Source organism: Cellulophaga algicola DSM 14237, from assembly GCF_000186265.1.
Lineage (GTDB): Bacteria > Bacteroidota > Bacteroidia > Flavobacteriales > Flavobacteriaceae > Cellulophaga > Cellulophaga algicola.
This window is the reverse complement of sequence record NC_014934.1, coordinates 2,312,085-2,325,557: the sequence shown is the minus strand read 5'-3', so window position 1 is coordinate 2,325,557 and position 13,473 is coordinate 2,312,085. Positions and strand designations below refer to the sequence as shown.

At 33.5% G+C, this 13,473-nt stretch carries 13 protein-coding genes and 1 tRNA gene; 6 read left to right on the top strand and 8 right to left on the bottom strand.

Annotated features, from left to right (window positions below; translation table 11 throughout):
- Positions 1–148: 148 nt before the first annotated feature.
- From CELAL_RS10110 to CELAL_RS10095, 4 genes are all read left to right on the top strand, one after another.
- Positions 149–2,542, top strand: coding sequence for an efflux RND transporter permease subunit (locus tag CELAL_RS10110; protein ID WP_013550812.1), 2,394 nt, complete (start codon positions 149–151; stop codon positions 2,540–2,542).
- Positions 2,543–2,712: 170 nt separating this feature from the next.
- On the top strand, positions 2,713–4,146 hold the full coding sequence (asnS, locus tag CELAL_RS10105; protein ID WP_013550811.1) for an asparagine--tRNA ligase: 1,434 nt from the start codon (positions 2,713–2,715) through the stop codon (positions 4,144–4,146).
- Between the two features lie 42 nt (positions 4,147–4,188).
- A complete protein-coding gene (gene rpoN / locus CELAL_RS10100) occupies positions 4,189–5,646 on the top strand; it encodes an RNA polymerase factor sigma-54 (RefSeq protein WP_013550810.1) in 1,458 nt (485 codons plus the stop codon).
- 76 nt (positions 5,647–5,722) lie between these two features.
- Positions 5,723–6,328 (top strand): hypothetical protein, encoded by a 606-nt coding sequence (locus CELAL_RS10095; protein WP_013550809.1) that lies wholly within the window; start codon positions 5,723–5,725, stop codon positions 6,326–6,328.
- Here CELAL_RS10095 and CELAL_RS10090 read toward each other — a convergent pair.
- The 8 genes from CELAL_RS10090 to CELAL_RS10055 form a co-directional block, all read right to left on the bottom strand.
- Complete coding sequence (locus CELAL_RS10090; protein ID WP_013550808.1) at positions 6,323–7,012, bottom strand: porin family protein; 690 nt, start codon at positions 7,010–7,012, stop codon at positions 6,323–6,325. The two genes, CELAL_RS10095 and CELAL_RS10090, sit on opposite strands and share 6 nt — an antisense overlap.
- Before the next feature lie 91 nt (positions 7,013–7,103).
- Entirely contained in the window at positions 7,104–7,586 is a 483-nt protein-coding gene (locus CELAL_RS10085; protein WP_013550807.1) for an ExbD/TolR family protein, read from the bottom strand.
- A gap of 18 nt (positions 7,587–7,604) precedes the next feature.
- Positions 7,605–8,231, bottom strand: a complete 627-nt coding sequence (locus CELAL_RS10080) for an ExbD/TolR family protein (RefSeq protein WP_013550806.1) — start codon at positions 8,229–8,231, stop codon at positions 7,605–7,607.
- A gap of 11 nt (positions 8,232–8,242) precedes the next feature.
- Positions 8,243–8,680, bottom strand: coding sequence for a hypothetical protein (locus tag CELAL_RS10075; protein ID WP_013550805.1), 438 nt, complete (start codon positions 8,678–8,680; stop codon positions 8,243–8,245).
- Positions 8,681–8,703: 23 nt separating this feature from the next.
- Complete coding sequence (locus CELAL_RS10070) at positions 8,704–9,495, bottom strand: MotA/TolQ/ExbB proton channel family protein (RefSeq protein ID WP_013550804.1); 792 nt, start codon at positions 9,493–9,495, stop codon at positions 8,704–8,706.
- A 78-nt stretch (positions 9,496–9,573) separates the two neighbouring features.
- A tRNA-Ser gene (locus tag CELAL_RS10065) sits at positions 9,574–9,661 on the bottom strand.
- A gap of 69 nt (positions 9,662–9,730) precedes the next feature.
- On the bottom strand, positions 9,731–10,762 hold the full coding sequence (locus CELAL_RS10060; protein WP_041558079.1) for an asparaginase: 1,032 nt from the start codon (positions 10,760–10,762) through the stop codon (positions 9,731–9,733).
- 8 nt (positions 10,763–10,770) lie between these two features.
- Positions 10,771–11,538: a TatD family hydrolase gene (locus tag CELAL_RS10055; protein WP_013550802.1), complete on the bottom strand. Its 768-nt coding sequence runs from the start codon at positions 11,536–11,538 to the stop codon at positions 10,771–10,773.
- A gap of 36 nt (positions 11,539–11,574) precedes the next feature.
- Here CELAL_RS10055 and CELAL_RS10050 point away from each other — a divergent pair, with 36 nt between their 5' ends.
- Both CELAL_RS10050 and CELAL_RS10045 read left to right on the top strand, forming a co-directional pair.
- On the top strand, positions 11,575–12,018 hold the full coding sequence (locus CELAL_RS10050) for a retropepsin-like aspartic protease family protein (protein ID WP_013550801.1): 444 nt from the start codon (positions 11,575–11,577) through the stop codon (positions 12,016–12,018).
- Positions 12,019–12,112: 94 nt separating this feature from the next.
- Positions 12,113–13,465 (top strand): cytochrome-c peroxidase, encoded by a 1,353-nt coding sequence (locus CELAL_RS10045; protein ID WP_013550800.1) that lies wholly within the window; start codon positions 12,113–12,115, stop codon positions 13,463–13,465.
- The last annotated feature ends 8 nt before the right edge of the window (positions 13,466–13,473 follow it).

Below are 13,473 nucleotides of genomic sequence, written 5' to 3'. Positions count from 1 at the left end.
TCTACAAGGGCAACAAAATAGTTGCCCTTTTTTTTATGTTAATTCATAAATTTCATAAAATTAGTATTAAAAGTAGCTATTACCTTAATAGAATACTGTGATTACCCGTAATCATTTTCTACCTTTACCCCAATTTTTAAAAAATAACATGGTTGCTAAATTAACTAAAGGTTTCTGGGCAAAAACCGCAAATATCATTCTAAGAAATAGAATACTAATTCTTTTTCTAGTCATTGCTCTAACTGTGTTTCTAGCCTTACAGTGGGATAAAATGCGATTTTCTAGTTCGCAAGCAAATTTATTACCCGATCATCACCCTGTAAATGTACAGTACCAATCTTTTTTGAAAACTTTTGGAGAGGAAGGAAACGTTGTGGTACTGGGTGTAAAAGATTCAACACTTTTTACCCCTGCAAAATTTAACCGCTGGAACAAGTTTAGCAAACAATTAGCCGCATTCCCAGAAGTAGACTTTGTATTATCTACAGACAATTTACAAGAGCTTATAAAAGACACGGTAAAACAAGCTTTTGTGATGCAACCTTTTATAAAAAAAACACCTACCACAAAGTCAGAAATAGACACTTTAACTTCTCACTTATTTAATAATCTCCCGTTTTACGAAGATTTAATTTATAATAAAGAAACTAGAACTATTAGAACTATTGTCTATTTAGACAAAGACATTGTCAATACTTCTGCACGGAAAGATTTTATCATAGAAGACCTGAATCAATTAGTGAAAAATTTTGAAGATGAGACCAATCTAGATGTGCATGTTTCAGGAATGCCCTACATCCGTACCATGAATTCCGAGAGTATCATTCAAGAGATTGGAAAATTTATACTTGCAGCTTTAGGGGTAACTTCGCTAATCTTCTTTTTCTTTTTTAGGAGTTTCCGAGCCACGTTAATTTCTATGTGTGTTGTTATTATTGGCGTAATGTGGTCTTTTGGTGTATTAGGTTTATTACAATTTGAAATTACTGTTCTTACTGCATTAATCCCTCCTTTAATAATTGTAATCGGGATTCCGAATTGTATTTTCTTAATAAATAAATACCAACAAGAAGTCAAAAAACATGGCAATCAAGCCTTATCATTACAGCGTGTAATTTCCAAAATTGGAAATGCAACTTTGATGACAAACATTACAACTGCCTCTGGTTTTGCCACATTTATTGTTACCGACAGTCAGCTTCTCAAAGAATTTGGTATTGTTGCTTCCATCAATATTATAGGAATTTTTATACTCTCTCTTTTAATAATTCCAATTGCATATAGTTTTATGCCGTTACCCAAAACAAAGCACCTAAAGCATTTAAACACACGCTGGATTGATACGTTTGTCAACTGGATGGAATACATAGTCCGCGAAAAAAGAATCTCCGTATACATTGTATCCATTTGCCTTTTGGTGCTTAGTATCATTGGTATTTATCAAATTGATATTTCAGGAAGTCCCATAGAGGACATGCCGAAGAAAACTGAGTTTTTTAGAGACATTCGCTTTTTTGAACAAGAGTTTGATGGCATTATGCCCGTAGAAATTATTATAGACACAAAACGTAAAAAAGGGGTTCTAAAACCATCTACCTTAAAAAAGATGGATGAATTAAGCGATGTGATTCATGAGATCCCAGAATTATCTCGCCCTATATCTGCCGTAAATTTAGTAAAATACTCAAAACAAGCATTTTATAGCGGAATTCCAAAATACTACCAACTCCCTACTTCACAGGAAAATACTTTTATAATGGATATTGCTCGAAAATCATCTGGTAATGGAAATTTATTGAAAAGTTTTGTGGACACTACTGGGCAAATAGCACGAATTACGACCTACATGAAGGATGTTAAAACCATCCGAATGGAAGCAATTGAAGGTAAACTAAAGGAGAATATAGATAAAATATTTCCTCCGGATCGCTATACCGTTTACATGACAGGTAGTGCTTTAATTTTTCTAAAAGGAACAAAATATTTAGTAAACAACCTAGTTATGTCTTTAGCGTTAGCTATTGGCCTTATAGCCTTATTTATGGCTTATCTGTTCCGATCTTTTAAGATGATTATAATCTCATTAATCCCCAATCTTTTACCGCTAGTAATTACTGCAGGTCTAATGGGTTTTGTGGGCGTACCCATTAAACCTTCTACGATATTAGTTTTCAGTATTGCATTTGGTATTTCTGTAGATGACACTATACACTTCCTCGCAAAATACCGGCAAGAATTGACGGCCAATAATTGGCGCATCAAAAAGTCTGTCTATGCTGCTTTAAAAGAAACTGGTGTTAGTATGTTCTACACTTCAATTGTTTTATTTTTCGGGTTTTCCGTATTCACAATTTCAAGCTTTGGAGGCACTGTAGCTTTAGGAGCGTTGGTTTCCGCAACATTATTATTTGCGATGTTAGCAAACTTAATATTGCTTCCATCTCTATTATTGTCACTGGAACGCAACATTGCAAATAAAACAGTATTAAAAGAACCACAGATAGACATCTTACCAAAAGACGAAGACAATTTTAAAGATTAAATATAAAAAAAACGAATTTTATCGTTTGAACAACTAAAACCTTTTTTGACAAAAAGGCTATATTTGTTATTTAGAAATAAATTTAGGATAGGCTAAAATTGATATAAGCAAATAAATTGCTTTATCAGTACACAGACCATCGCGCATACAAATAGCAACAAAATTATCAAATGAAATCACACAGCATAAAAGAATTACTTTCTTCAAACCTTTCCTTACAAGAAGTTACCATCAATGGATGGGTAAAAACTTTTAGAAGCAACAGATTTATTGCCTTGAACGATGGCTCTACCATTAACAATATTCAATGTGTTGTTGATTTTGAAAATTTTGATGAAGCGTTACTGAAAAAAGTTTCTACAGGAGCCGCAGTTAAAATTTCTGGTACGCTAGTAGAGAGTCAAGGAAGAGGGCAAAGTGTAGAAATTCAAGTTAAAGAGTTGGTTGTTTTGGGTGTTTCTGATCCGGATACCTACCCTATTCAACCAAAAAAGCACTCTTTAGAATTTTTAAGAGAAAAAGCACATTTACGAGTGCGCACCAATACGTTTGCAGCCGTAATGAGAGTACGCTCCACGCTGTCATTTGCAGTTCATAGATATTTCCAAAATAACGGATTCTACAACGTACATACCCCAATTATTACAGGGTCTGATGCTGAAGGAGCTGGTGAAATGTTTAGAGTATCTACTTTAGATCAGAAAAAACCACCTTTAAATGACGCAGGAGAGATAGATTTTAAACAAGACTTTTTTGGTAAAGAAACAAACTTAACTGTTTCTGGTCAATTAGAGGCCGAAACGTATGCTATGGCATTAGGAAAAGTATACACTTTTGGACCCACTTTTAGAGCTGAAAACTCTAATACTTCTAGGCATTTAGCAGAATTCTGGATGATTGAACCTGAAGTTGCATTTAACGACTTAGATGCAAATATGGATCTTGCAGAAGATTTTATCAAAGATGTTATTAATTATATATTGGAGCACTGTGCTGAAGATTTGAAATTTTTAGAACAACGCTTAATAGATGAAGAAAAATCTAAACCTCAGGCAGAGCGAAGCGATATGCCACTTATTGAAAAACTAAAGTTTGTTGCAGAAAATAACTTTAAAAGAGTTTCATATACGGAAGCAATAGATATTTTAAAAAGCAGCACACCTAATAAGAAAAAGAAATTTAAATATATTATTGAGGAATGGGGAGCAGACTTACAAAGTGAGCATGAACGTTTCCTTGTAGAGAAACATTTTAAGTGTCCTGTAATTTTGTTTGACTACCCTGCCAAAATAAAAGCATTTTATATGCGTTTAAATGATGACGGTAAAACCGTAAGGGCAATGGATATTCTATTTCCTGGAATTGGAGAAATCGTTGGCGGTTCTCAACGTGAGGAACGTTTAGATGTTTTATTAGAAAAAATAAAAGAACTAGGCATTGACGAAGAAGAATTATGGTGGTACTTAGACCTTAGGAAGTTTGGTACAGCTGTACATAGTGGTTTTGGATTAGGTTTTGAAAGATTAGTTCTTTTCGCTACAGGAATGGGTAATATTAGAGATGTTATACCTTTCCCTAGAACGCCACAAAATGCAGAGTTCTAAAATTAGAATATAACCTTATAAGCTTTATAGCACATTATTTTCATGCTAAAACAACATTTATCTTTTAAATTATCGCAGAAACTTTCTCCTCAACAAATACAGTTGATGAAACTGATTCAACTGCCTACGCAAGCGTTTGAACAACGCCTGAAGCAGGAGTTAGAGGAAAACCCAGCATTAGAAACTGGAAAAGAAGAATCAGATGATTTTGATGATGAATATGAGGATGAGTTTAACGATGAAACAGATAGCGAAAGCATCAATGCAGAAGATATAAATATTGATGAATATTTAAGTGATGATGAAATCCCTGAATACAGAACTCAAGCCAATAATTACAGTGCCGATGATGAAGAAAAAACAGTACCCTATGCTGCTGGAACTTCTTTTAATCAATATTTAATAAATCAATTAAACACCATTTATTTAAGTGACGATGAATGGTCAATTGCAGAATTTTTAGTAGGTAGTGTAGATGAAAGCGGCTACATCCGTAGGCCAATAAATGACATCCTAGATGATTTAGCATTTACTCAGAATGTATATACTGAAGCAGAAACTATTAAAAAAGTTCTTAAAACAGTTCAAGAATTAGACCCGCCAGGTGTTGGTGCCACATCTTTAGAAGAGTGTTTAACCATACAGTTAAAACGCAAAGAGATTACGCCAAGTATTGAATTAGCTATTACTATTTTAGAAAAATCTTTTGATCAGTTTACAAAAAAACATTATCAAAAATTAATTCAGAAACATAATATCACTGAAGAGGATTTAAAAAAAGCTATTTCAGAAATAGAAAAATTAAACCCCAAACCAGGAGGATCTTATTCCGGTAATACCCGAATGATTGAACATATTGTCCCTGATTTTTCTATAAAAATTATTGACGGAGAACTAGAATTAACTTTAAATGGCAGAAACGCTCCAGAACTTCATGTTTCTAGGGGCTACAACAACATGCTCGAAGGGTATAAAAATGCCAAAGAAAAATCTAAATCACAAAAAGATACGGTTCTATTTATAAAGCAAAAATTAGACGCTGCAAAATGGTTCATTGACGCCATTAAGCAACGACAACAAACACTATTCATTACAATGAATACAATTATGCATTATCAAGAAGAATATTTTCTGACTGGTGATGAGCGAAATTTACGCCCTATGATTCTTAAAGATATTGCAGATACCATACAAATGGATGTTTCTACAGTTTCAAGAGTTGCCAATAGTAAATATGTAGACACTCCTTACGGTACTCGATTAATAAAAGAATACTTCTCTGAATCCATGAAAAATGATCAAGGAGAGGATGTATCTACCAAAGAGATTAAGAAAATACTAGAAAATGTAATTGGAGAAGAGGAAAAAAGAAAACCTCTTACAGATGATAAGCTCGCAGATATTTTAAAAGAGAAAGGCTACCCTATCGCAAGAAGAACGGTAGCAAAATACAGAGAACAATTAAGCATCCCTGTAGCACGAATGAGAAAAGAAATTTAAGCCTTTTTTAAAGCTTAATTAACATGGTACATAGATTAACTGTGAAAGCTTTTTTTCTCATAATACAACCGAATAAATGAAAGCCTTTTTAAAGTTCATTGCCTACGCACTTCATCCTGTATTTATTCCTCTTTATGGAAGTTTAATTTATTTTCAGGTTACCAGAAAGTATACGTCTTTAGAAATGCAAATAGGCAACCTACTCCCTATATTTATTTTATCGGTAATTATACCCATAATAAGTTTTCTAATCTTAAGAAATATTGGCATCGTTAATTCGCTAGCCATGTCTACTATTAAAGAACGTAAATATCCTATCTACATTAGCATTATTTTGCTCTTTATGATCATCTACAAAGTAATTCCGAACAATTACACTATAGAACTTTATTATTACTTTATAGGGCTTGTTATAGCGTTGTTCACAGTACTCGTGTTACTCTTTGCAAGATTTAGCAATAGTATACATATGGTAGGTATTGGAAGCTTAATCATGTATATGATCAATTTGAGCGTACATTTTGAAATAAACCTAACACTTTCTATTAGCGTTCTAATTCTATTAGGAGGACTGTTAGCATCATCACGCCTATATTTTAGGACACACTCAAAATTAGAAATAGTTGGTGGTTTATTATTGGGAGTAACCACACAATTTATGACCCTGAATTATTGGTTATAAAATGTAAAAAATGAGTCCAACTCTCAGAGAATTTATAGCTATAGCTTCTCCAGTATCTAGTTGGGTATCTTTTTTCAGAAAGTCTGATAACGAATAATACAAATGAAGGTTAAACGTATTATAGCCTAGATTTAGAGTAAGCCCATATTGTAAGCGTTCTAAATCTGGATTAGAAAACCCTAAACGCTCTGTACTTGTTACCAATTTAGACCTTGCACTAAAATTATATGCGAATTTTACGCCCGAATATATACGTAAAAATTTGTATTTAGTAGGGCTAGAATTACGCCAACGCAATTCAAAAGGCAATTCTATACTATGCAACTCAAATTTACTACGATCATATAAGGAAGCATCACTTTCTGCATAATAAGAAATCACATCATTTTCGTTAGTAACAATTAGATTTGAATAGTAAGAGTTTACAGCATAACCTAAACCAAGCCCTAAAGCGATTGTGCGGCTGTCATTTAACGGCAAATCCTTTATAAATCCAATCTGTAATCCATAGGAGAAATTACGCTTAAAAACGTCGTCAGGCTTTTTTAGCATAAAATTATAATTGACCCCTAAATAAAATTGATCCTCAAGATAATTAGCGTCTGCAGAGGAACTTTCGGTATCTACTTGCGAAGAAAGAAGAAGAGGCAAAAAAAACAAGGCTATTAAAAAATGTTTTTCCATAAATTAAAAGTAACTAAATCAATACTAAAAAAAAAGCGCTTCAAATAAATTTGAAGCGCTTGTATACTAATTTTGAAAGAAACTAATCTTACTATCTAAGGTTATCAAATGCAATACCCTCATAGGTAGTGTAGTTAACCTTCAAAGCATTTACTTTACGTAATTCTTCTTTAATATCAGAAATAATACCCATGTTTGCTTTTCTATCAACTTTTAATGATGTAGTTAATACATTTTGCAAATCTTCAGATTTCTTTGCTCTTTCTTGAAGTATGTAAGGACCTACTTCAGAAGGATTAGAAAACTTATCATTAAGTTGAATTTTCGCTTCAGTACCAAAAAGTTTTTGGTATTCCTGAGTTGGTGCTCCAACATAAATAGTGATTACACGGTCTTTCTTCTCTAACTTCTTAATTTCACTTGCTTTAGGAAGTTCATTCTGAACATTCACAGAAGTGTCTTTCATTACCGTAACGGTCATAAAGAAAAATAGAAGCATAAAAACAATATCCGGTAAAGATGCAGTTGAAACCGCAGGTATATCACCATCTTTTTTCTTGCTAAATTTTGACATATCTTTTAACTTTTACGATTAATTACCACTTGATGTTTCAGCTTCAGAGAACTTTTGAGGAAATAATTCCTGTATTTTTCTCACTCTCTCCTTTAAAACTTCTTTAGCTTCTGGAGAAGTTTCTGGATTCAAATATTCAGCTTCCATATCGGTGAATTTACGCTTATAAAGTCTTTCAGACTCTCTATTACGCAATTCATTATACGCAGCTACGATTTCATTCTGAACCGTAATATAAACTCCGTATTGTGTTTCTCTATCATTCTTTAAAGAAATAATAGCTTTTGTAGGGTTATCAGAAGACGACTCGTCTCTTTTACCTTTACAATAGTTACAATACTCTTCAGAACCTTTTAAAGCTCCTCCGTTATCAAGAAAAGTCATCGCTTTTTCTCTCAAACTTTTTATATCTGCCAGTTCATCCTCAACTAAAAGTTGTCCATTTTTATTGATATTTACAGTAAAAATATTCTTCTCCTTTATAATTGGTGGTGCTTCCGTAGGCGGCTCAAATGGCGGCAACATACGATCTAAACCTGCATCTGTTTCAATAGTAGTAGTTACTAGGAAAAAGATTAACAGTAAGAAAGCTATGTCTGCCATAGAACCGGCGTTAACCTCTGGTGGTGCTCCTCTTCTTGGCATAGTTATCTATTTTATTTGTTAAACATTTTTTTCACACCTGGCAATATCATTGAACCTACAGCAATAATCGTCAATATGAAAAACATATTTAAGAATGTGCCAATAGTTTTAATGGTACTTTCATCCGTAAGGATTCCAGTTTTTCTCTCCATTGCTTCAATGCTAACATCTGTACCGCTTGCGAAAACATATGATAAAATTCCAACAACGATAAGACCACCTACTCCAATTGCAGTTCTTTTAAGACCTTCTGGTGTAGAGAATACGTTTTTCAATCCAAAGAACAAACTAGCAAGTACTGCTATAGCAAGCAAGATAAATGTAATAATGAACATAAAATTCATTGATCCATTACCTACTGTAACTTCAGGTTCTCTTGCAATCATCACCCATAGAACTAAACCTAGGACGCTGAGTACGATTAATATAATTTTAATTATCTTATTCATTTTACTTAAGTATTAAGTGCGACTTATTTTTTGTGATCTACCAACATATCAATCAAAGAGATTGACGAATCTTCCATATCATTTACAATACTATCGATCTTAGCGATAATGTAATTATAAAAAATTTGAAGAATAATAGCCACAATAAGACCAAATACCGTTGTCAATAACGCTACTTGAATATCACCTGCAATAAGAGAAGCACTTAAGTTACCAACTGCTGCAATTTTCTCGAAGGCAGCAATCATACCAATTACAGTACCCATGAAACCAAGCATTGGAGCAATAGCGATAAATAAAGATAACCAAGAAACATTCTTCTCAAGTTGTCCCATTTGAACACCACCGTAAGCAACAACCGCTTTTTCAGCAGATTCGATACTTTCGCCAGCTCTATCTAAACCTTGGTAGTAGATAGACGCAACAGGTCCTTTAGTATTTCTACAAACTTCTTTAGCAGCCTCGATACCACCAGAAGCTAGTGCATCTTCAACTCTTTGCTTTAATTTTGTAGTGTTTGTTGTTGCCAAGTTTAAATAAATAATTCTTTCAATAGCAACTGCTAAACCAAGTATCAAACATAATAGTACGATACCCATGAAGCCAGCTCCACCTTCAATAAATTTTTCTTTTAATACTTGAACAAAACCTCTTTCTGACTCTGCTGCAGCTGCATCTTGAATCATAGTTGCTGCTGTTGCAATAGTTGCAGACAGGTTAGAAGTAATTGCATTTGCATTTACTTGAGCGTTAACAGTATTTGTGTTACATACAAATAACCCAGCTACTGCTAGGATAGAGAATAATCTTTTCATTTCTTTCAAACTTAAATTAGATTAGTTAATGGGTTAAAGATAAAAAAATTTTACAATTAAAAAATTAAAAATTAATTGCAGAGAGGAAGGGATTCGAACCCTCGATACCCTTTTGAGGTATACACACTTTCCAGGCGTGCGCCTTCGACCACTCGGCCACCTCTCTAATAATCAATTTTTCAAGGCGTCGAATTAACAAAAAAAAAAGTATTAAATAAAATTTCCAACGTTAATTTTAAGCCATCTCTCCGCGAAGAGAAGTTTCAAAAACAGTTTTAAACAGTTTATTTGAGATTTTACAACCCAACAAATACATTAATTTAGTAATAGCCGCTTCTGTTGTAATATCCTTACCATTAATAACTTGCAGCTTCTGTAAATGCTCACTTGTTTCATATTGCCCCATAATTACACTGCCTCCAGAGCACTGTGTAACGTTAATAATATGTATCCCTTTTTTTATAGCTTTTTTTAAATTTTCTACCAGCCATAAATCTGTTGGGGCATTTCCTGAGCCATAAGTTTCAATTATTACTGCTTTTAAATTTGGTGTTTGCAAAACAGATTGCAATAATTGTTCATTAAAACCTGGAAATAATTTTAAAATAGCCACATTATTATCTAAAATTTTATGAACTATTAACTTTTTTTTCCTTTTTGGCTTCAACAAATATTCATTAAACACCTTTAAATGTACTCCAGATTCTGCTAACGGAGGGTAATTTAACGAACCAAATGCCTGAAAATGTTCTGCGCTAAACTTGGTTGTTCTATTTCCTCGATACAATTTATACTCAAAATACAAACCTACCTCTTGGATTACCGCTACCCCTTTTGCTTGCAAAGCAGCAATTTGAACCGAAGTAATTAGATTCTCTTTAGCATCTGTTCTTAAATCTCCTATTGGCAGTTGGGAACCTGTAAAAATAACTGGTTTCGTTAAATTTTCTAACATATAACTCAATGCAGAAGCAGAATAGCTCATTGTGTCACTCCCATGAAGCACAACAAAACCATCATAAGCATCATAATTATCCTCAATAGTTTCTGATATACACACCCAATGACTGGTATGAATATTTGAGGAATCTATGGGAGAATCAAAAGAATGACTAGAAATCTCACAATCTAATTGTGCCAATTCAGGTATATTCTTTTGCAATTTACCAAAGTCAAAAGCCTTTAATGCCCCAGTTTTATAGTCTTTAATCATACCAATAGTACCGCCGGTATAGATTAATAATATTTTAGTTTTATTGGTCATTATAGGCAATTTTATATTCCAAATACTGCTTTAGAATTAGTTGTAGTAATTTCTGCTATCTCTGCTAGAGACCTATTATATATAGTCGCTAATTTAGTGGCCACATTAACAAGGTAAGCACTTTCATTTCTTTTTCCTCTAAATGGCACTGGCGCCAAATAAGGCGCATCGGTCTCAAGAACTATATGCTCTATAGCTATTTCATTTAAAAATTGATCAATCTTACCATTCTTAAAAGTAGCCACCCCACCAATGCCTAATTTCAAATTGTACCCAATAGCCCTGAGCGCTTGCTCTTTTGAACCAGTGAAACAATGAAAAATTCCAAATAATTCATCCGCCTTCTCTTCTTCTAAGATTTCAAAAACTTCATCAAATGCATCGCGACAATGAATAACTATGGGTAATTTCTCTCTTTTGGCAATCTTAATTTGCATTCTAAATGCCTCTTGTTGTTGTTTTACAAATGATTTATCCCAATATAAGTCGATCCCAATTTCACCAATAGCATAATATTTATGCTTACTAAGCATCTCTTCTACATGGGCTATTTCATCTAAATAATTATCTTTTACATGAGTAGGGTGCAAACCCGTCATTAAAAACATATGTTCTGGAAATTCTTCCTCTAAGGCTATCATTGATTCAGTAAAAGTGGAATCTATAGCAGGCAAAAAGAAACGCTGAACACCAGCATCAATCGCTTTTTTAACAATTTCTATTCTGTCATCATCAAATGCCTCACTGTATAAATGGGTATGTGTATCTGTAAATATCATGGTACAAAAATAGCCTTATCTTTATCAAAAAAACACGTGAAGAGTCTCAAAGAATTTTTAAAACAAAAAAAATACCTTAAAATACCACTAGTTTTAACTAGTACCAATCATTTTGAAATTAAAGCAAAAATAAATAGCATAGAAGGAAGTTTCATATTAGACACTGGAGCTTCTAATACCTGTGTAGGTTTTGATCAAATTGAATCCTTCAATTTAACATCAAAAGAATCCAATATAAAAGCTGCTGGAGCTGGCGCCACAAACATGGAAACCTTAATTTCTACAAAAAACACTATTGAAATAGGGAAATGGACATCCAAAAAATTAAAAATTGTTCTCTTTGATTTAACACATGTAAATGAAGCACTTACCAATCATAATGCAAAATCAGTAGACGGAATTATAGGTGCAGATCTATTGAAAAAGGGAAAAGCGATCATAGATTATGATAAAAAGGTACTTTACCTAAGGCAAAAATGAAGAATACCTAAATTTTACGCAGATTGACTTACATCAGAAAATATTCTAAAAATCCTACATACATTTACCCCAAATTCTAAACCCTACTATTTATATGTTTTCAAATACCACTATAAAGAAAACCTACTTCCTTATATTACTTACCTTATTTATTAGCTGTTCTACAAAAAGCGAATACACAACATTAGCAGAAGACTTAACAAATGCTGAATTACAAAGTACATTAATAAAGCTTTCCGGAAATTTAAACTACTACATACTTCCTAATAGTACAGATTATAGCAAAATTCCGTCAGACCCTAAAAATCCAATTACAGAGGAGAAAGTATTATTAGGCCAATTATTATTTCATGAAACCGGAATTGGCTTAGAAGGAAAAACAGAAACGAATAAAGAAACTTATTCTTGCGCTAGCTGCCACCATAGTGCTGCAGGCTTCCAAAGTGGAATACAACAAGGTATAGGAGATGGAGGAATGGGATTTGGAATTGCTGGTGAATCTAGAATCATAGATCCTTTATATACAGAAGACATGATTGATGTACAACCTATAAAATCTCCAACGGTATTAAACTCAGCCTATCAAAAATTAATGTTGTGGAATGGACAATTTGGCGCAACTAGCAAAAACATAGGAACCGAAGCTAATTGGACCGAAGGAACACCAAAAGCCGTAAACCAAATGGGCTTTGAAGGCGTAGAAACCCAAGCGATAGCCGGATTATCTGTTCATAGAATGGCCTTAGATAAAGCTTTTTGCGACGCTAATGAGTATAGTAGTCTTTTTGATAAAGCCTTTCCAGATGTTGCTATTACAGAAAGATACTCCCTTGTATATGCGGGTTTAGCAATTGCCGCCTACGAAAGAACAATCTTATCTAACGATACAAATTTTCAAAACTGGCTTAAAGGCGACCTTGATGCTATGACTCCAACAGAAAAAAAAGGAGCTCTTTTATTTTTTGGAAAAGCAAAGTGTTACCAATGCCACAATGGACCCGCACTAAACTCTGATGAATTTTACGCCTTGGGTATGAAAGACCTAGAAGGCCCAAATGTACATGGTATTATTGATGACGTTACCAAAAAAGGCCGTGGAGGTTTCACTAACAAAACCTCTGATAATTATAAATTTAAAGTTCCCCAACTTTATAACTTAACAGATGTTCAGTTTTTTGGACACGGAGGAAGCTTCACTTCTATCAAAGAAGTTATAGCATACAAGAACATTGCTACACATGAAAATACAGAAGTTTCTACCTCCGAATTATCGGGTAAATTTTCCCCTTTACATTTAAGCGAAGAAGAAGTAGACCTTATTGCAGCATTCATTGAAACCAGTTTATCCGATAAAAATTTAAATAGATACACCCCTGGCGCGTTGCCTACAGGATTATGCTTCCCTAATGCAGACCCAAGCTCTAGAGCAGATATGCATTGTAATTAAAAAACTAA